The organism is Marinobacter flavimaris (genome assembly GCF_002933295.1).
Classification (GTDB): domain Bacteria; phylum Pseudomonadota; class Gammaproteobacteria; order Pseudomonadales; family Oleiphilaceae; genus Marinobacter; species Marinobacter flavimaris.
This window is the reverse complement of sequence record NZ_PSSW01000002.1, coordinates 475,975-495,412: the sequence shown is the minus strand read 5'-3', so window position 1 is coordinate 495,412 and position 19,438 is coordinate 475,975. Positions and strand designations below refer to the sequence as shown.

Genomic DNA, 19,438 nt, shown 5'->3' with positions numbered 1-19,438 from the left:
GGGCACATATCAACATGAAAAAAGATTATATATATACAAAACAATTGCTTACATAGCTTTATGAGTCCTGCCGGGGGTACCACCTCTCTTAACCCCGATTCTCGGTCCGTGATATTCAACCTGGCTCCAGGCGAGCTAAACTGCCCCTCCTTACCGACATCAGGACTTCTCAATGGCCCGCTTTACCGAAATCGGAACCGCAACGATCCCCGGCAAGGGAACCCGATTACGTCTTTTACAGCGAAATGATGAATTTTCCATCAAAATTGCCGGCACCACCGGAGAATTGATGAACAGCCGAATCCACGGCTCGGAGGATGCTCTTGCCACCCTGGCGTGCGAACGGATTGCCGATCAGCCTGCTCCCCGGGTTCTTATCGGCGGCCTGGGCATGGGGTTCACGCTGGCAGCAGCGCTGGCCGCTCTGGGCGACGATGCGCAGGTGACGGTAGCCGAGCTGGTTCCCGAAGTAGAAGCCTGGAATCGCGGGCCGCTGGGCTCTGCGGCGGGCAACCCGCTGAACGACCCGAGAGCGCAGGTTCACATTGGTGATGTGGCCGAATTACTCAGAAACAGCGACGGCGAATGGGATGCCATCCTTCTCGATGTCGACAACGGCCCGGAAGGCTTCACCCGCAAAGAAAACAACTGGATCTACTCACCGGATGGCATTGCGGCCGCCCAGAACGCCCTGCGACCTGATGGCATCCTTGCCTACTGGTCTGCCGGCCAGGAGCATTCCTTCACAGAGAGGCTGCGACGGGCAGGATTTTCTGTTGAGCCCGTTACTGTGAGGGCCTTGCGACCCGGCAAGGGTGCCCGCCACGTTATCTGGCTGGCGTGGTAATCATTCATCGGCTCTACCGGAATCTGTCCTGGCTCAATTTGGGATTATTCCTTTGTTATATACTTATTCCAAAGCCAAGAAGCCCGGGAGAGATTCAATGACCAAACCGATCATCACAACAGCCTTGCTATGCTCCTTGCTTTCCATGCCACTGCTCGCGCAACCCCAAGCAGATAGCCCGAAAGCAATGGTTGCCGAAGCACGTTCCCTGGTGAAAAGCTTCGGCGGCTCACTGAAGCAGGCGCTCCAGACGGCCATCAAAGAAGGCGGCCTCACAAACGGTATTGGTGTTTGCAAGACTGTGGCACCGGAAATCGCCAGGAACAACAGCAGCGGCGGCTGGGTCATCAGTCGGACCAGTCTGAAAGTCCGGAACCCGGAAAACACCCCCACCGACTGGCAGGAGATCCAGCTGCTGGCCATGGACAGACAGCCGGTGAAGAACGGAAAACCGGTGGAGGTCTGGCAGGTCTCCGAAGCTTCCGGACAGCCGGCGTTCCAATATATGAGCGCCATCCCGACACAGAAGCTTTGCCTTGGCTGTCACGGTAAGTCCATCGCCCCGGAGGTGAAGGCAAAACTGGCTGAACTCTATCCTGAAGACAAGGCGACCGGCTTCTCCGAGGGCGATTTGCGGGGCGCGTTCGTTGTTACGCGGGATGTTCCAGTAAACTGATGGCACTAGCCATTTCTTCAGCGATTGAGAACAGGTATGTCACTGAACTACAGAATCATTCCGGTCACGCCTTTCCAGCAGAACTGCTCACTGATCTGGTGCGAAAAGACGCGCCGGGCAGCCGTAGTCGATCCGGGCGGGGATCTGGAGAAGATTCGCGCCGCTGTGGCTGAGGAAGGCGTGACGGTCGAGAAAATTCTGCTTACCCATGCCCACATTGACCATGCCGGCGGAACTGCGGAGCTGTCCAAAGAGCTGGGTATTCCCATTGAGGGGCCTCAGAAGGAAGACAATTTCTGGATTGTTGGCCTGCCCCAGCAGGCTCAGATGTTCGGGTTTCCAGCCCCGGAAGTTTTCACCCCGGATCGCTGGCTGGAAGATGGGCAGCAGGTCACCGTGGGTAACCAGACCCTGGAGGTCCTTCACTGCCCCGGCCACACACCGGGGCATGTGGTTTTTTATCATAAGGAATCCGGTCTGGCGCTTGTGGGTGACGTGCTGTTCCATGGCTCCATCGGACGCACGGATTTTCCAAAGGGCGACCACGCAACACTGATTCGCTCTATCAGGGAACAGCTGTTCCCGCTCGGCGACGAGGTTGCGTTCATTCCCGGACACGGTCCGATGTCCACCTTTGGCCGGGAGCGAGCCACCAACCCCTTTGTTTCCGACCATCGGGGCTGAGCCTGTCGCCAGACCCACGCCGCCGTTCTAAGGGCGGCCTTCCTGATTCAGCCGGAACTGTTCGATGGTTTTCCTGAGATTCTCGGCCATAGCCAGAAGGTCTCCGGCGATTCTCGCTGTCTCCTTGGCATCCCCGGAGGTCTGCTCTGCCGAGCGACTGATTTCAATCACGTTGTGATTAATGGATTCGGAGACATCACTCTGCTCGTTGGCAGCGCTCTCCATTTCCTGATTGAGGTTGGTGATCTCCCGCACAGCAGAGGCAATGGTTTGCAGTTCAGACTCTACGGTCAGAATGGCTGAAACCTGATGCTCTGCCATCTCAGAGGCATGGCGCATGGTGGCCACACAATCGACAACCTCTCCCTTCAGTCCGTTGATGGTGTTCCGGATTTCCTCCGTTGAATCCTGGGTTCTCGACGCCAGCGCACGCACCTCATCGGCCACCACAGAAAAACCGCGCCCCTGCTCTCCGGCACGGGCCGCCTCGATGGCGGCATTGAGCGCCAGCAGGTTGGTCTGGTCAGCGATATTGGAGATTACCTCCAGCATATCCGACATCTGGCTGGTACGTTGATCCAGCTGCTCAATGCGTTTTGCGCCACTCTGGACCTCGGTGTTCAATGCCTCGATGCCTTTTACTGCATTCCGGGCAAGGCTCTCACCCTTGCTCGCTGATTCCGCAGTATCTGCGGATTTTCGGGTGGTATGGATGGCATTTTCCCGAACCTGAACCGCAGATGCGGCCATCTCGGTAGTGGCGCTGGCCACCTGATCTGTGTTGTCACGCTGGGCAAGCACTTCCCTCTCTGTCGTGTCAGCCTTCCCCGCAATGCTTCTGGCCGCCTGTTCAACCTGTTCGGCGTTGTCCATGACGGTATTCATGCTCTCCCGTATCTTCGCCATCATGCGGTTGAACGCCCGGGAGACGGAACCGATCTCGTCGTTGCGGGTAACCTCAAGCTCAATGGTCAGGTCAGAATTTCTGGAGATCTCGTCCATGCGGTCGTGGAGTCGCCGCAAACGGGAAAACACCAGTCGACTCAAAGCGGCGGCGGTCAGGAAAAACACCGCAGCAAAGATGGCTACCTGAATACCGCCACTGGTCAGCAGTTGCTGCTGCAAACGGGCATCGCTGTCAGCCATGGAATAGTCCACCCGAATGGCTCCAAGAACGTCACCCTCACTGGCCTGATGACAGCCAAGACAGTTGACGCCCTGATAGTTTTCCATCGCGATCACGGGCTCGATCAGTGTGTAGACTCGCCCGTCCTCATTGCTGGAATAGGACTCCACCCGCTCACCTGCAAGCGCTTTCTTGTCCAAAGGTTCCCGCTTCTGTTCCGACGCGTTGCCGTTGCCGAAGATCCGGTTTAAATGATCACTGCGAATCACCCGCACGTCCAGCACGTCTTCAGACGCCATCACCTTTTTCCGAAGCACATCCCGGTTACCGATGGTGCCGGTGACCATCATGGTATTCAGCCCATCGAAATAGGATTTTGCCAGTCCATCCACGTATTTGTGGCTGAACTCTTCAAGATGATCACGCTGCGAGTCTGCACTGTAGATTACGGTAAACACGAGCACCAGGGAGAAGGCAGCCGCCAAAGCGGCAAGTAAGAGAAAGCGGATGGAATACTGTTTTTTCATGGTAACCCGACACAGAGACCGCGCGGCATGCGGCCAGGACGTTGTTTTGACGTTTCGTGATGACAACTAACTGTCGCCAAACTTTATAGATATGCGTCAATTATTTCCTGACCCAGATCAGATCCGGGAAAAGTCGTTTACACATGAAGGAAGGAGGGAGCCCTCAGCCCGGGACTTCATCGAGTTGGCCTGAAAGCTGCAGAGCATGATGACAAGCATTCGTGATTCCCAACGCTGACTGTTCGGAAACCGCACTCCGGTTGACCGAAGGAGGAAACCCATCCATGTCCCTACTGACCTCTCTGATCCGGGCGAGCACCCAGTTCCAGCAGGCCATGGAAAGGCGCCAGACGCCCTCAACAGCGCCGGAAGCCGCGCCTGGCAAAGCACAGGCAAAGGCCATGGAAACCGAGCCGACACCTGGCGATGACCGCTTTACGCCCTCGGATAGCAGTCAGGCCGACCTCGCCCGTCTGAAAGCCCGCAGGCTGGCCATGGCTGACTACAAACAGACCGTGGGGCAGGATCTTGCCTTTGTACGGGAAACCCTGCGGCACAAACTTGCCGAATACAACCTGCACCCGGCAACCGCATTGAACGTGAGCAAAACGGAGAATGGCAGCGTTGCGGTGGAAGGGAAAATCGCAGACAACACACGCATCCAGATTGAAAAAGACCTGAACGTAAACAAAAACTTCAAGGAAGCGTTCAATCGCCTCAGCGTTAACGAGCCAACGCTGCATTTCATGGACAATGCGCTCAAACTGAATCAGGCGTACGGGGTGAATAACCCGCTATTGGACACACTGATCAGCGAGAACCAGCAATTTAACGGCCTGCAGGACCTCGTGCACCGTTACGACACCATGCGCCGCTCAGTGAGTGCCGAGCAAATCGAAGCTGCAGGGAATAGCCGGGCGTACGCCTTTAATCTGAACGCCCGGGCATAAAGGAAAGACGGATCAGGAGAATCAGACCTCGAAAGGCGCCGGATCCCCCTTACCAACACGGGTAACCACCGGAGCCTCGCCGGTAAAGTCCACGACCGTGGTCGCTTCCATACCGCAGAATCCCCCGTCGATAATCAGATCCAGCTCATGCTCCAGGGTTTCCCGGATTTCATAAGGGTCTGTCATCGGATCGGTTTCGCCCGGCAGAATCAGAGTACTACTCATGATGGGCTCACCAAGCTCGCCCAACAGCTCCTGAACAATGGCATTGTCCGGCACACGGACGCCTACTGACCGGCGTTTGGGATGAAGCAGCCGCCGGGGCACTTCACTGGTGGCATCCAGAATGAAAGTGTAGGGCCCGGGCGTGAAATTCTTCAGCAACCGGTACTGGGTGTTGTCCACCTTGGCATAGACCCCGATGTCCGAAAGATCCCGGCACACCAAGGTGAAGTTGTGCTTGTCATCCAGACGGCGAATCCGCTTGATCCGATCCGCCGCCTGCTTGTCACCCAGGTGACAGCCAATGGCATAGGCTGAATCCGTGGGATACACGATCACCCCGCCACGACGCAGAATATCCACCGCCTGATTGATCAGACGCTTCTGTGGCGTCTCCGGATGAATCTGGAAAAACTGACTCATGAACCCTCTCCCTGTGCGGTCCGCGTCGCCATCGCCGGATCTTTCTTCGACCCGCCCATACAATTCGGAGATTCCGGCGCCGACTGCCCCGTCGCCTCCCATTCTTCCGGTGAGTATAGATGCAACGCCAGCGCATGAACCGGCCCCGCCAGTTCCTCGGCAAGCACCTTGTAAATCGCCTGATGCCGCCGCACCCTCATCTGCCCCTCAAATTCCGGCGACACCAGGGTCACCTTGAAATGAGTTTCAGAATTAGGAGGCACACTGTGCTTGTGGCTCTCGTTCTCCACCTGAAGCACACGCGCATCGAAGGCGTCGTTCAGCTTGGTTTCAATTGCATTCTGGATCTTCATGTTTCGAGACTCCTACAGCTCAACCCTGATGGAAGAGGGCGAATGGCGAACGGTCAGAAGCGGGTGTGGAGATGGCTTTCCCAAAAGTGTGTGTTGCCAAGGATGGCAGCACCAAGCCCCCATGGATGGGTTCACGGCGTCTTTTGGGAAAGCCATCTTCACAGCCGCCTCCACCAACACCCTCAGTCTACTACACATACAGGACACACCCGAGAGCCTTGACACCATAAAGCCAAAGCGCCACATTCCCATCCCGATTCCAAAACACCCAAACCCCATGCACCTGTACATCGCCGAAAAACCAAGCCTCGGCCGCGCCATCGCCGCTGCCCTCCCTGGCCCTCACCAGAAAGGCCAGGGCTGGATACGTTGTGGCACTGGCGAAAATGCTGCCACCGTTAGCTGGTGCATCGGCCACCTGCTGGAACCGGCAGAACCTGCACGCTATAACCCCGCTTGGAAGAAATGGCGCCAGGAAGACCTGCCGATGTTTCCCGACAAATGGGAGGTCATGCCCAAGGAGAGTGTGCAGCAACAATTAAAGGTGCTGGAATCCCTGATTCGCCAGGCCAAGACCATTATTCATGCTGGCGACCCTGATCGGGAAGGCCAGCTGCTGGTGGACGAAGTTATACGCTATTTCGGCGCCAGCGCTCCGGTTCAACGGATACTGATCAACGATTTGACGCCAGCGGCCGTGGCCCGGGCGATCCAGAGCCCCAGGGACAACCGGGAATTCCGTCGGTTATCCCATTCCGCCCTGGCCAGACAACGCGCCGACTGGCTCTATGGCATCAACCTGACCCGATTTTATACCCTCAGTTATCAGCGGCAGGGTGAACAGGGGGTCTATTCCGTTGGCCGGGTACAGACTCCGGTACTTGGCCTTGTGGTTGAACGTGACAATACCATCGAACACTTCCAGCCCAAGCCCTATTACCGCATTGAAGCCCGATTCAAGGCTCAGGAGGAAGAAGCCGACCAGCAAACCTTCACCGCCCGCTGGCAGCCCAACGAGCAGTTCCAGGATTACCTGGACGAAGAGAACCGCCTGCTCAACCGGGAAGTCGCTGAACAGATTGCCGACAGCGTTCGAAACCGACCCGGCACCATCACCGAGTCCCGCTTTCGGGATCGGTCGGAAGCGCCACCGCTGCCGTTTTCCCTGTCGGCCCTGCAAATTGAAGCAGGCCGGCTATTCCGGATGGGTGCCAAAGACGTCCTGGATACCGCCCAGAATCTTTACGAGCGCCACCAGCTCATCACCTACCCGCGATCCGATTGCCGGTATTTACCGGAAGGCCACTACAGCCAGCGGGAGCAGGTGATAAGGGCCATTGCCCGAGTGGCACCGGATCTGGAGGAAGCCTGCAACGGTGCAGACCTCGACCGCAGGACTGCCGCGTGGAACGACAAACAAGTCGACGCTCACCACGCCATTATCCCAACCAGCCGCCCCACGCCCAACGGCAAACTCAGCGCAGCGGAAGAAAAGATCTACGGCCTGATCAGCCGCTACTACCTGATGCAGTTCGCACCAGATGCCGTCCACCGGGAAGGCAAACTGACGGTACGAGTGTCAGAGCACCAGTTCCGCGCGACGGAAACCGCCATCCTGGTGCCTGGCTGGAAAACGCTGGAACTTAAACTCCGGGAAGGACGCAACGAGCCGGACAAGACACCTCTGCCGAGGCTGGAAAAAGGTGAACCGGTATTCTGCGAAGAGAGCAGCCTTACCGAGCGGAAAACCCAGCCGCCCCAGCATTTCACCGATGCGACCCTGCTCTCGGCGATGACCAATATTGCACGCTTTGTAACCGATACCGAACTTCGAAAAACCCTGCGCGAAACCGATGGCCTGGGCACCGAGGCGACCCGCGCGGCCATCATCGACACCCTGTTCAAGCGGGATTATCTGTACCGCGACAGCCGACATATCCGCGCCACCGACAAAGCCAAGGCGTTGATCAGTGCTCTGCCCGAATCGGTGAGCAGGCCGGATCGCACGGCCGTCTGGGAAGCCAATCTGGAGAGCATTCGCCGTGGCGAGGGCGATCCGAGGAAGTTTCTGGACACCCTCAAAGAAGAGATCCGCGGCTTTCTGGACAAGCCCCAGGGCCGCCCGACCGTCGACTCGGAGCGTGCCGGCACGACCTCGACAGAGGCACAGCCCCACTGCCCCAAATGTCGCGCCCCGATGCTGGAGCGAGATGGCAAATTCGGCCGATTTTTTGCCTGCACCCGCTATCCGGATTGCCGGGGCACCCGACCGCTGGAAGAAGCCACGCCTCAGGATGGTACTGGCCAGAAACCCATTCCATGCCCCCACTGTTTCTCGCCCCTGGTGCGACGAAAAGGCAAAAAAGGCTGGTTCTGGGGCTGCAGTAATTTCCCCGGCTGCCGACAAACACTGGACGACGACAACGGAAAGCCTGCAGTCCGTTTACGCAAGTCTACATAACGATACTGAACGCAGATCCACATTTTGTGATAATTGGTTGATATAGCAGAGTAGTCCATCGAAAGCTCTGCTCGATACCAGGCAAGAGAGCGACACTCCGGGAGAGGCTTAATGCGTATTGCTTTGCTTGAAGATGAAACCGAACAGGCACAGCACATCCAGTCGATTCTGTCTGAAAGCGGGCATCACTGCGACAGCTTCCCGACGGGCCAAAATTTCCTGAGCGCGGTTCTGCACCGCAGCTATGACCTCCTGATTCTGGATTGGCAGATTCCGGACATGACCGGCATTGATGTTCTCGAGAGCGTTCGCGCCCAGCTGAACTGGCCGATTCCAGTCGTGTTTCTCACTCAGCGGGACAGCGAGGCAGATATTGTTCGGGCTCTGGATGCCGGCGCCGACGATTACCTGGCCAAGCCGGCCCGTGCGGCGGAATTGGGCGCGCGCATCAATGCCCTGGCGAGACGCTCCAATCCTGACAGCGAAAAGGAAGTGCTTCGCTATGGTCCGTTCGAAATCAACACGCAGCAAAGGGTCATTGCACTCCATGGTGAAGAACTGACGCTGACCGACAAGGATTTCGATCTGACCCTGTTCCTGTTCCAGAACCAGGGCCGGCTGCTGACTCGGGAAATGCTGCTTGAGCGCGTCTGGGGTCTGGCGCGGGATATCAATACCCGTACCGTGGACACGCATATGAGCCGACTGCGCCGTCGTCTCGGCCTGAACCCGGAAAACGGCTTCCGCATCAAGACCATTTACCAGCGGGGCTACCGCCTGGAGGCCATGAAGGCGCAGGACCAGGCCTTTGACGTCGACGAACCCGCCAGGGCAGCCAATGACTGACAGCCCGGCTCCGCGATTACCGGCACTGCTGCTGATCCTTTCACTGCTTGCCTGGGCTGCCCCCGCGGCTGCCGAGCTGTCGGTAACGCGCGGTTCAGCCGGGCATTCTGACGTTTCGTCGGCCAACCCGGTGCCCGAGTGGATCTACACCTTGCGGCCGGGAGAAAGCTTTTCGGAAGTGGCCAGCGACCTGCTCGCCCCCGACTATCCCGCGAGTCGCCTTCTGCAATACAACAAGATTGGCAACGGTGCCATTCTGGGTGCCGGCGACAGTGTGCGAATTCCCCTTGCCTGGCTAAAGCGCCAACCTCAGCCGGCGCGGGCGACATCGGTCACCGGAACCGTACAGCTGATTTCCGGAAATACCGGTCGTAAAACACCCCTGAGTGAAGACGCCCTCATCCGCGTTGGTGATGAAATTCTGTCCGCGTCCGGGACCGCCACCATTGAACTGGCGGACGGCTCGGAAGTAAGGATTTCTCCGAATTCTCGACTCATCTTCAATCGCCTGACCCAATACGGCAAAGCCGGCATGGTCGATACCAGACTCCGACTCGACAGGGGCGAGATCCACACCCGAGTGAAGCCGGTCATGGAGGGAGGCGCACGATTCGAGATTGAAACGCCTTCGGCCGTCGCCGCCGTGAGAGGTACCGCATTTTCACTCCAGACATCGGCAGAGGGCACTCGCCTGCAGGTAACCGAGGGCGACGTTGACTTCGGGGCCCCCGGCAAGACCCGCCGGATCCCTGCGGGTTTCGGAGCCAGCCTGTCCACCACTAACAATGACGGCCTGAGCATTCGCCGCCTACCGCCAGCGCCGGCGCTCGATCCACTGCCACCGAGACTGACCCAACTGCCCACCACCATGACCTGGCAGGAAAGTCGCGCCCCCATGCACCGGGTGGACATCTTCGAAAGCGACACAGGCCGCTGGGTAGAAAGCCGAAAACTGACAGGCAACAGCTTTGATATCGGGCAACTGGATAATGGCAGCTATGAGGTACACCTGGCGGCACTCGATACTCGCGGCACGGCGGGGATGCCACGCGTCGTCCCGCTGGAAGTCGATCTTCAGGCCAGGACTGCCAGCCTGGTTGCTCCGGAAGATGGCGGCACCGTCAACGACGATATGCCCGAGTTTCGCTGGCAGCTTAACGGCGACAATGAAGTGGCTCGGGTAGAAATAGCCGAAGATCAGGATTTCCGGAACCTGATCGCCACCAGCGAGTGGGCACCCGAAACGGCTGCCCTGCCCTCACGCCCGCTTGGGCCTGGCAAGTATTACTGGCGCGTGGTGACCGAAGCAGGCGGCAATTCAGTTGCTACAACGCAGCCGCGGGAGCTGGTGGTAAATGGCAGCCTGCCTCCGGTTCGGATCATCAGCGTGAACTACATCGACAGCCAGGTAAGGGTGTTCTGGGAGAAGGTAGACACGGCGGCAGAATACCGACTGCAACTCTCGGAGGAGCCGGGCTTCAACAATATCATCAAGGAGGCAACACTGCCTGATACCACGGCAGCCTTGCGTCTTATTCCCGGAAGGCGGTATTTTGTGCGCCTGAAAGCTCTTTCTGATGGTCCACTGCAAAGCCGTTGGGGACCAGGGAGGGAATTGTACCTGGAATAATCCGTTGATCGACCGAACCACACAGCAGGGCTCATGAACCGGGATTGGCTGCCAATTAAAACGACCCCCTGGACTCTGGGCCTGATACTGCTGGCACTGCTCCTGCTTATCCAGACAACCGAACTGCCTCAACGCCTGGATTACTGGCTGTACGACCAAACCATCACCTCGAATCCACTGGAAGCCTCGGACGAGGTGGTTCTGGTGACGATCGACGAGCTGAGCCTGAATCGCCTGGGCCGCTGGCCCTGGCCCCGTAATCTGCACGCTGAGCTCATTGCCAAGCTCAACGAGGCGGGCGCAAAAACCATTGTGTTCGATATTCTGTTCGCCGAACCGTCGCCAGACGACCAGCAACTGGCAGAACAGATGCGAAGCCACGGCAACGTTATTCTGCCAGTCTATCTGTCACCTCCCACCTCCCAGTACCTGTTAAGCGAACAATTGCCGGTTGGAGTGCTGGCTTCTTCGGCCGCCGGTCTGGGCCATGCTCACGTGGAACTGGACAGCGACGGCGTTGCCCGGGGTCTTTACCTATTTAATGGCCTCGGTAACCAGCTCTGGCCAAGCCTTGCGCTGGCCGCAAGCGGTGTTGGACCACAAAATCCGGAGGCCGGGGATACGCCTTCCTATGTCAATATTCGGGATCAATACCGTGCTGTGCCCCTGATCGGTGGTGCCGGCTCTCTCCAGTCGTATTCTTTCTCGCAGGTACTCACTCAGCCGGCCGCACCCGAACACTTCAGTGGCAAAACAGTCTTTGTCGGTGCCACAGCCGCCGGTTTTGGCGACATACTGCCCACGCCCTTCTCGGGGCTGAGCCGTCCGATGTCCGGCGTTGAATTCCACGCCAACGTGTTGTCGGCATACATGCAGGGATTGTTGATTAAACCCGCACCGGCGTGGGCGTCTGCCCTGCTGGCCATGACAACCATCCTGATACTCGCCCTCGCCCTGCCACCCATGCGCCCTGCGCGAACCCTTCTCGCCTGCGCGACGGCACTGGCGGGACTGGTCGGAATCTATCTGTTCGTGCTGCTGACGATGCGATGGTGGGTTCCCCTTGCAAACGCACTGCTGGTTCCACTCTTGGCCTTTCCTGTATCCAGCGGCCTTCGACTGGCCATGACCAACCGATTTTTGAACCGGCAACTGGACGAGCTGGCCAGAAGCCCCCAGGTCGCCCTGCCCGCGCCCTCGGGAAGGAACCCGACACAACTTCTGGAGCACTTCCAGGCCCTGTTTCGCCCCACAGGGTGGCTTTTGATGGAGGAGAACGACATCCTCTCCGCACGTGGACTGTCACAGAGCGATATTCCAGATGACCTGACTCCGGGGCACTGGTTTCACGACTGCAATCGCAGCTGGATTCAGCTATTGCGAGCCGGCACCCGCTATCACCTGGGTCTGCTATTACCCAATGATCTCGGGCGCGAGGCCATCCAGCGCTATCTTCGCAGGCTTCACCTTGAGCAAGCCGTACCGGCGGATTCTGCTGCCAGACCCAGTGAAAACATTTCTGCACGAATAGAGCGGGTCCGCATTGCCACGGATCGGTTGAACCACATGCAGCAGTTCATCCGAAGAAGTTTTGAGCGCATGCCCGACGGTATCATCGTGACCGACGAACTGGGGGTCATCCGTTTTGCCAACGGCCACATAGAGGAATGGTTCCGCGAGCCCATGCCGAGCCTGGCCGGCCTTCCCCTGGTAAGACTGCTGGAGGGACACGATCCGCGGGAAACGCCACCCTGGCATGAAACCGTTTCCGACACCCTGACCCTATTACAGAGCCGCACCGTAGACCTCAGGATTCGCGACAAGGACTTCCTGATTCATTTTGCACCGTTTTCGCTGCCAGACAGCGACCAGCAAGGCATCATTGCCAATATTTCGGATATTTCGGAATTGCGGGAGCAGCAGCGCCAGCACCGCGAGGCAATCGACTTTATTTCCCATGACGTGCGTTCGCCTCTGGTTTCACAGCTTGCCCTGATCGAACAGTTGAAACGGGATCCCAGCCACATTGAACAGGAACAGCTGGAACAACTGGGGCGGCTGGCCCGGAGAAGCTATCACCTGGCCGAGGAATTCGTGCAGTTGGCCCGGGCGGAACAATTAACGGAAACCCGGTTCTACGAATGCGAATTTCTGGCCATCGTAGAAAATGCCCGTGACAGCGTCAGCGAGCAGGCTGTAGAGAAGCAGATACAACTCCAGTTACAGGGTACCGAGGATTTGTGGCTGAAAGGCAATGCGGAGCTTCTGGAGCGCGCCGTTATCAACCTGCTGACCAATGCTGTTCAATACAGCCCGAGTGGATCAGACGTCAGCATTCAGGTCTTCCGCGCTGGCCATCAGGCCTGTTTGACGATTGCCGATGAAGGTACCGGTATCGATCCGGAGGAACTGCCGCACCTGTTCGACCGTTACCGGCGTCAAAAAAGCACTGAGCTGGCCGGAGTCCACGGAACGGGGCTCGGACTATCCTTCGTCAAAACCGTTGTTGAAAAGCATAGAGGGGAAATTTCGGTGTCGTCGCAACCAGGCGAAGGCTCTGCGTTCACCCTCAAACTGCCGATTGCAGACCCGATGGCCTGAGACTTCACACTCCAGGCCCGGGGTTCTAGTCTCAGGAACGGATGGACTTGCTCACAACATCGGAGGGCTCACTGATCAGCCCGTTGGTATCCTGAACCTGGATAGTGAAATACCAGGTCCCTGCGTCCAGACCACTCACTTCGTAGGACATTTCCGCTTCGGCCTGAGCATTGGTGACGACCACCTCTTCGCTCAGCTCGTCAGCATCCTGACCGTACCGGATCACATATTTGTCGAGCTCACCCATCGGAATGCTCTCGCCGTTAACGCGAGTCAGGGGAGCGCTCCAGCTCAATACTGCGGAGCGTTCCGGAGACGAGATTCCCCCACTAGAGCTAGTTTGTGTGCCTGAAGAATCGGAAGAGCCACCACCGCCACACCCTGTGAGTAGTGCTCCCATAGCGAACGCGGCAATCCATGCCTGTGACACTTTGATGACGCGCTTCATGTCGTTTAAGCACCATTTTTTCGTCGATTTTGTGAAATTGTATAAAACGGGGCTGATTATCGATGTGAACTCTGTCATTCCCCTAGTTACGAAATTGTCAATTTCCCGTCAGGGACTCGTAATGAAGTTAGAGAAGTTACTGATTGGGAAGGCAAAAATTTGCCCGGAAAGGGCGATAGCGGCGCGCGCCACCGGCAAAAAGTCTGAGCCGGGGGAAAGGATGAAGGAGGTATATTGCAAAAAGCCCGCAAAAGCGGGCCGGGTCTGCACCATCCCCTTGTCGACATGAGAAATCCAGTCGGTCATTGAGTCCGTTCAGGCGGGAAGTCGCAAGGCGGTGAATGACATAAATGCATAAGTTGCCAGTGCCGCAGAAGAGCAAAGTTCGGTAACGGAAGAGGTCAACCAACTTAAATGCGCGATCGAGCTTTTCAAGCTGAACAAAACCCGTTCCAACAGCAATTATTAATTGGTTATTCTCTTAAAGGGATAAATCTGAAGAAGATATAGGCGTTCGCTGGTGCAAAGTGAAGCAACTCGCTCTAAAGGGGTAGTCCCAAACAAAAGACACCCACGGCAGACCCCCTACCTTGAAATGAGAGGAGACCATATTCAAGTGACAGAGCGTGTCTCTTTGCAAATCAGGTGTTCCCTACAACAACGCCAGCACCAACCCCTCTTCCCAACTGATCAGCACCAGCGTCAGAATGGTTGCCAGAAGGAACGGAAGCAAAGCCCGGAAAATAGCCATCGGGGATGCGCCGGTCATGGCGGAAGAAATATAAAGGCCCGCACCAACCGGTGGTGTAAGCAGGCCAAGAACCAGCGTCAGGCACACCACCACGCCGAACTGGTAGGCGCTAATGCCAAACTGGGCTTCCGCTATGGGCATGAGGATCGGCACGACCAATATCAGTGCGGCAATGCCATCGATCACCATGCCCACCAGCAGCAGGATACCCACGACCAGCATCAGAAACATGAATGGGTCTGTGGTTTGTGCGGCGATCCAGCTGGCCGCACTTTGGGGAATTTTTTCGAAGATGATCACCCAGCCGAATACACCCGCGGCAGCAATCAGCATGATGACCATGCCGGAATTGAAGGCGGTCCTTTTCAGAACGCCAAAAAGGTTTTTGTACTTGAGGTCTCGGTAGACGTATTTTCCAATCACCAGAGCACCCAGTGAGGCCAGCGCGGCTGACTCTGTGGGAGTGGCCAGCCCGGTGAGGATACCGCCGATGATGATCAGCGGAATAAGCGCCGCCGGAATGCCCATCAGGAAATAATGCTTGGCCTGCTGTCGCGTTGGCCAGCTGCCTTTCGGGTACTCATATCTGAGGCCGAGCAGGCTGATCGCGATAAAGAACAGAAAAGACATGACCAGCCCCGGAATGATGCCGGCGATGAACATATCCGCAATCGGAACCTGGGCCAGTACGCCAAACAGCACGAACAGCATGGACGGCGGGATAATGGGCGAGAGCAATCCCCCGGCAGCGGTTATGGCGGCGGCATAAGGCTTTTCGTAACCGTCCTTCTCCATGGCAGGCACCATGGCGCGGGACATCATGGCGATCTGTGAGGCAGCAGAGCCCATAATGGCCGCCATCATCATGTTGGCCACCAGGTTGATGTAAGCCATGCCTCCGCGAAACCCGCCCACCAGGATGCGCGCCAGGTTCACCAGCCGGCTGGTAAGGCCACCTTCATTCATCAATTCGCCGGCAAGCATGAACAGGGGTATCGCCAACAGTCCATAGCTCTGGATGGCGCCGAATAGCTGTTGCAGGTAGGAATCTAGCAGCACGGTATTACCCGAATCGTAGATATACCAGAGCGCCGTCAGCGCCAGGACCAGTGAGATCGGCACCGCAAGAAACAACAAAACGGCGAAGACAACCGCAGTCATGTCATACCCACGCTCTGTTCGGGAGCAGTCTCGGAACTGAGAAGATTGGCTAAACCATGAAGGGTCAAAGTGATCGACAGAATGGGCAGAATCATCCACACCCAGAACTTTTTGATGCCAAGGGTGCTGGTGTTTTCCGCGTACATGAAGTTGAAGGTTTCCGCCTGAAAGTTTTGCAGGTCGAACCCCACCTGATACAACGTGAACGGGTCGTACCAGCGCCAGCTGAGCCAGGCCAGAATACCGCCAAACAGAAGCACCATCAGGTCACTGAATTTCGCCAGTACCGTTCGGGTGCTACCTGTTACATACTCGGTCAGCAGATTGACAGCAACGCTTTCCCGACGTTTTAGCAGCACGGATGTCGCAAAGAAGGTCATCCAGATCATGCAGTAAATCGCCAGTTCATCCACCCAATAGATGGCGTAACCGGCAGACCGGGTAATAATATTCAATAGGATCAGCAGGGTCACCGCACCGGCAAGCGATGCGGCGATGACAGCTTCAATGCGTGCGACAAAATCCGAAACAGCTTTAAGCATGGTGCGTCGCCCGGATTATTGGGCCTTGATGTCCTCGGCGACGTTGCGCAGGATGCCAAGAGACGGGGCTTTCTCAGCCCAGATGTCTTCCCAGGCGGAAATGGCGTCAGCGAATTCACTGCGGTTTGCTTTTTTCACGGTGATATCCAGCTCTCTGAGCTGCTGTTCCTGATCCTTCTCCTGGGCCACAAACTTGTCCATTACGGCATTCAGGTGAGCTTTCATGGTTTCCTGGATGAGCTGTCTGTCTTCGTTGCCCAGGTCACGCCAGACCTTGCCAGATACCACGCCCACCATGGGGAACATCATGTGGTTGGAAATCAGCAGGTGGTCGGCGCGCTCGTAAAACTTGAGCACCAGGATGGAGTCGAAATCCATGTCGATGGCGTCGACCTGGCCATTCGCCAGCGCGTCATACACCGCAGGCAGTGGCAACGGCGTGGGTGCCGCGCCGATGGCGTTGTAGAAATCCCGGATGGGCTCGAACGGGGTAATGCGTAGCTTCTTGCCCTCAAGATCGACAGGACCAGAAACCTCATCCCGGCTGAGCACCTGGCGCATTCCAGCCATGGCATAGCCTACACCTACCAGGCCAACGTTGGCCGGCAGTTGGTCCAGAAGTTTGTTCGCTTCCTCGGAGCGCAACAATTCCGCGGCCTGGTCAATGTTGTCGACCAGATAAGGCGCATATAGCGCGCCGAAATCCGGCACCCGGTTGGAAACTTCAGCAATGGTCAGGAACGCCATATCCAGTGCGCCCGTTTGCAGCTGCTGAACCATCTGCGCCTCGTTACCCAGCTGCCTGGCCGGGAAAACCGTTACCGAATGCTCTCCCCCGGACTGTTCATTCAGATCCTGCCCAAACTCGTTGGCCGCCTTGGTCCAGATGTGGGGCGGTGGCGTTATCAAGCCGAGGCGAAAATCGCGGGCCTCAACGGCGGCACTAGACATAACTGCAAAGGATGCAAACGCGGCAAGCAGGCGTTTCATTGAACTCATCGGAGGCTCCATTTCTGTTGTTTTAGTCATCAAACGATGGTTTCGGAAACTCAGTCCCGAAGCATACCCTAGAACGACGGAGTTTTGGACGGGCGATATGGCTAAACAAGTTCTCAATATCGCAACAAAAAAGGCAGACCAGTACGAAACTGATCTGCCTTTCTAGACTATGGTAGCGGGGGCTGGATTCGAACCAACGACCTTCGGGTTATGAGCCCGACGAGCTACCAGACTGCTCCACCCCGCATCAAAACTGGTTGTTTACCGGGCTACCCCGATCAACGTGCGCGTATATTAAGGATTGGATTCAAAACTGTCAATCGATATCTTCGAAAAGGTCTGCCCGGTACTGAAGCTCTTCGGGCTCTGGGGCAACGTGATCTTGATAGAATCCCACTGTTTCAATCACTTCCTGAACAGGTCGAAAGGAGCGGCGGTGTTCAATGGTTGCTCCGAGGCGGCGCAGGGCCTCCAGATGGACCGGGGTCGGATAACCTTTGTGCTGCGCCAGGCCGAACCCGGGGAAACGCGCTTCCAGCGCTTCCATTTCCCGGTCACGGGTTACTTTGGCAATAATAGAAGCGGCGCTGATGGCAGCCACCCGACTGTCGCCTTTGACAACCGGTTCCGACGGCCAGCGCCACTTGGGACAGCGATTACCATCCACCAGAACGTACTCAGGCACCACAGCCAGCCCCGACACTGCGCGCTCCATAGCCAGCATTGTGGCCTGGTAGATATTCAGCCGGTCGATTTCGTGGGACTCGCACCGGCCAATGCTCCAGGCTTTGGCATGCTCGAGAATCTGATCGTAGAGGGCGTTGCGACGCTTCTCGGTCAGCTTCTTTGAGTCAGCCAGGCCTGCGATTGGCCGGTCCGGATCCAGAATGACCGCCGCAGTCACGACGGCCCCGATGAGCGGCCCCCGACCGACCTCGTCCACACCGGCAAGCAAGGAACCGTTGTAACGACACTCGAAGGGTGGCAAAGGGCTCTTGGGCATCAGTGGGCACCCTGCTCTATCAGGTCTGAGATCGCCTGAGCGGCTTTTTCATCAGCCCCCTGCTTCAGTGAATGGTGCAACTCGGTAAAGGCTTCGTTAAGCCTCGCCCTCTCCTCTTTGTTCTCCAGTCGCTCAAGCACTGCTGCACCCAGACTCTCGGCCGTGGCGTCGTCCTGGAGCAGCTCTGGGACAAGCTGGCGCTTCGCGAGGAGATTGGGCAATGCGACATGAGGCACCTTCACCAACTTCGACAGAAGCGCATAGCTGAACCCGCTCAGGCGGTACCCTACAACCATCGGCTTTTTGAGAAGCATCGCTTCGAGTGTTGCCGTTCCAGAGGCCAAGAGCACAACGTCGGAGGCGGCCATAACATCCCTGGAACGCCCACGTACGATGGTAACCGGAAGCTTCACCTCCAACGCATCGACCAGATCGCGCACCTGCTTCTCCCGGTCCCGGTTCACGCAGGGGATCACCAACTGCAGATCAGGTCTTCTTTCCTGTATCCAGCGAGAGGCTTCAAGAAACAAGGTACCAAGTCTCTCCACTTCTCCTGCACGACTACCGGGAAGAACCGCCAGTACGGGTGCGTCCGCATCTATTCCCAACGACTCCCGCATCTTGAGGGTATCCGGCGCCATGGGAATTCGATCTGCCAGTGGATGGCCCACGAAGGCCACAGGCACCTGATGCTCCTCGTAAAACCTTGCCTCGAAAGGAAACAGGGTCAACATCAGGTTGACCGATTTGGCAATTTTGAAGATCCGCTTCTGCCGCCAGGCCCAAACCGATGGGCTGACATAATGCACGGAAAGAATGCCGGCCTCGCGGCAGCGCCGTTCGATCGCAAGCGTAAAATCCGGAGAATCGATACCGATCACAACATCCGGTGGCGTGGCGAAGAAATAGTCCAGGAGCCGGGCCCGGATGCTGAACAGTTCACGAATTCGTCCAAGAACCTCCACGAGCCCCATGACCGAAAGACGTTCCATCGGCACCAGGGAATGGAATCCCTCCGCAACCATTTCCTCCCCGCCAATGCCGACGAACCGGGCCTGGGGATAGCGTTGGCGCAGCGAACGGATCAGGCCGGCACCGAGGATATCCCCCGATGCCTCACCGGCAATGATTCCGAATGTGATTTTACGCTCGCTGATGGTCGCGTGAGAAAGATCTGTCACCGACAGG

The 19,438-nt window shown here is 57.2% G+C and carries 18 protein-coding genes and 1 tRNA gene; 8 read left to right on the top strand and 11 right to left on the bottom strand.

All coding sequences use genetic code 11. The annotated features are described in order from the left end of the window. Window positions 1–172: 172 nt before the first annotated feature. The 3 genes from MDHKLMBL_RS05890 to MDHKLMBL_RS05880 all read left to right on the top strand — a co-directional run bounded on the left by MDHKLMBL_RS05890 (window position 173) and on the right by MDHKLMBL_RS05880 (window position 2,207). Window positions 173–847, top strand: coding sequence for a spermine/spermidine synthase domain-containing protein (locus tag MDHKLMBL_RS05890; RefSeq protein WP_104270337.1), 675 nt, complete (start codon window positions 173–175; stop codon window positions 845–847). A gap of 97 nt (window positions 848–944) precedes the next feature. After that, entirely contained in the window at window positions 945–1,523 is a 579-nt protein-coding gene (locus MDHKLMBL_RS05885; protein WP_104270336.1) for a Tll0287-like domain-containing protein, read from the top strand. Between the two features lie 36 nt (window positions 1,524–1,559). Beyond that, entirely contained in the window at window positions 1,560–2,207 is a 648-nt protein-coding gene (locus tag MDHKLMBL_RS05880) for an MBL fold metallo-hydrolase (protein ID WP_008171415.1), read from the top strand. A gap of 27 nt (window positions 2,208–2,234) precedes the next feature. Here the strand turns inward: MDHKLMBL_RS05880 and MDHKLMBL_RS05875 are convergent, their stop codons facing one another. Beyond that, window positions 2,235–3,860, bottom strand: coding sequence for a methyl-accepting chemotaxis protein (locus MDHKLMBL_RS05875; protein ID WP_104270335.1), 1,626 nt, complete (start codon window positions 3,858–3,860; stop codon window positions 2,235–2,237). Window positions 3,861–4,144: 284 nt separating this feature from the next. Between MDHKLMBL_RS05875 and MDHKLMBL_RS05870 the strand changes: the two genes are divergently transcribed. Further along, window positions 4,145–4,810, top strand: a complete 666-nt coding sequence (locus MDHKLMBL_RS05870; RefSeq protein ID WP_104270334.1) for a hypothetical protein — start codon at window positions 4,145–4,147, stop codon at window positions 4,808–4,810. A gap of 21 nt (window positions 4,811–4,831) precedes the next feature. Here MDHKLMBL_RS05870 and MDHKLMBL_RS05865 read toward each other — a convergent pair whose 3' ends face one another. Further along, window positions 4,832–5,455 (bottom strand): L-threonylcarbamoyladenylate synthase, encoded by a 624-nt coding sequence (locus MDHKLMBL_RS05865; RefSeq protein WP_008171409.1) that lies wholly within the window; start codon window positions 5,453–5,455, stop codon window positions 4,832–4,834. After that, window positions 5,452–5,808, bottom strand: a complete 357-nt coding sequence (locus tag MDHKLMBL_RS05860; RefSeq protein WP_008171407.1) for a BolA family protein — start codon at window positions 5,806–5,808, stop codon at window positions 5,452–5,454. The genes MDHKLMBL_RS05865 and MDHKLMBL_RS05860 overlap by 4 nt, the downstream gene beginning before the upstream one ends. A 277-nt stretch (window positions 5,809–6,085) precedes the next feature. On the opposite strand from MDHKLMBL_RS05860, the gene MDHKLMBL_RS05855 reads away from it, so the two are divergent. The 4 genes from MDHKLMBL_RS05855 (at window position 6,086) to MDHKLMBL_RS05840 (ending at window position 13,346) form a co-directional block, all read left to right on the top strand. Next, on the top strand, window positions 6,086–8,269 hold the full coding sequence (locus MDHKLMBL_RS05855) for a DNA topoisomerase III (RefSeq protein WP_104270362.1): 2,184 nt from the start codon (window positions 6,086–6,088) through the stop codon (window positions 8,267–8,269). 111 nt (window positions 8,270–8,380) lie between these two features. Continuing rightward, on the top strand, window positions 8,381–9,115 hold the full coding sequence (locus MDHKLMBL_RS05850) for a response regulator transcription factor (protein WP_008171403.1): 735 nt from the start codon (window positions 8,381–8,383) through the stop codon (window positions 9,113–9,115). Then, window positions 9,108–10,745 carry a FecR family protein gene (locus MDHKLMBL_RS05845; RefSeq protein ID WP_104270333.1) on the top strand — a complete coding sequence of 546 codons (1,638 nt, stop codon included), beginning with the start codon at window positions 9,108–9,110 and terminating at the stop codon, window positions 10,743–10,745. The genes MDHKLMBL_RS05850 and MDHKLMBL_RS05845 overlap by 8 nt, the downstream gene beginning before the upstream one ends. 33 nt (window positions 10,746–10,778) lie before the next feature. Continuing rightward, window positions 10,779–13,346: a CHASE2 domain-containing protein gene (locus tag MDHKLMBL_RS05840; protein ID WP_104270332.1), complete on the top strand. Its 2,568-nt coding sequence runs from the start codon at window positions 10,779–10,781 to the stop codon at window positions 13,344–13,346. Window positions 13,347–13,377: 31 nt separating this feature from the next. Here the strand turns inward: MDHKLMBL_RS05840 and MDHKLMBL_RS05835 are convergent, their stop codons facing one another. The 8 genes from MDHKLMBL_RS05835 to lpxB all read right to left on the bottom strand — a co-directional run bounded on the left by MDHKLMBL_RS05835 (window position 13,378) and on the right by lpxB (window position 19,431). Beyond that, window positions 13,378–13,746, bottom strand: a complete 369-nt coding sequence (locus tag MDHKLMBL_RS05835; protein WP_227497769.1) for a fibronectin type III domain-containing protein — start codon at window positions 13,744–13,746, stop codon at window positions 13,378–13,380. Window positions 13,747–13,902: 156 nt separating this feature from the next. Then, a complete protein-coding gene (locus MDHKLMBL_RS20775; RefSeq protein WP_146083405.1) occupies window positions 13,903–14,100 on the bottom strand; it encodes a hypothetical protein in 198 nt (65 codons plus the stop codon). A gap of 346 nt (window positions 14,101–14,446) precedes the next feature. After that, window positions 14,447–15,706, bottom strand: coding sequence for a TRAP transporter large permease (locus tag MDHKLMBL_RS05825; protein ID WP_104270330.1), 1,260 nt, complete (start codon window positions 15,704–15,706; stop codon window positions 14,447–14,449). Beyond that, window positions 15,703–16,248, bottom strand: coding sequence for a TRAP transporter small permease (locus MDHKLMBL_RS05820; RefSeq protein ID WP_104270329.1), 546 nt, complete (start codon window positions 16,246–16,248; stop codon window positions 15,703–15,705). Before MDHKLMBL_RS05820 ends, MDHKLMBL_RS05825 begins: the two co-directional genes overlap by 4 nt. Window positions 16,249–16,263: 15 nt before the next feature. Next, a complete protein-coding gene (locus tag MDHKLMBL_RS05815; protein ID WP_104270328.1) occupies window positions 16,264–17,247 on the bottom strand; it encodes a TRAP transporter substrate-binding protein in 984 nt (327 codons plus the stop codon). 170 nt (window positions 17,248–17,417) lie between these two features. Further along, window positions 17,418–17,494, bottom strand: a tRNA-Met gene (locus tag MDHKLMBL_RS05810). Window positions 17,495–17,563: 69 nt separating this feature from the next. Then, a complete protein-coding gene (gene rnhB, locus MDHKLMBL_RS05805) occupies window positions 17,564–18,250 on the bottom strand; it encodes a ribonuclease HII (RefSeq protein ID WP_104270327.1) in 687 nt (228 codons plus the stop codon). Further along, on the bottom strand, window positions 18,250–19,431 hold the full coding sequence (gene lpxB, locus MDHKLMBL_RS05800; RefSeq protein WP_104270326.1) for a lipid-A-disaccharide synthase: 1,182 nt from the start codon (window positions 19,429–19,431) through the stop codon (window positions 18,250–18,252). The genes rnhB and lpxB overlap by 1 nt, the downstream gene beginning before the upstream one ends. Window positions 19,432–19,438: the final 7 nt, after the last annotated feature.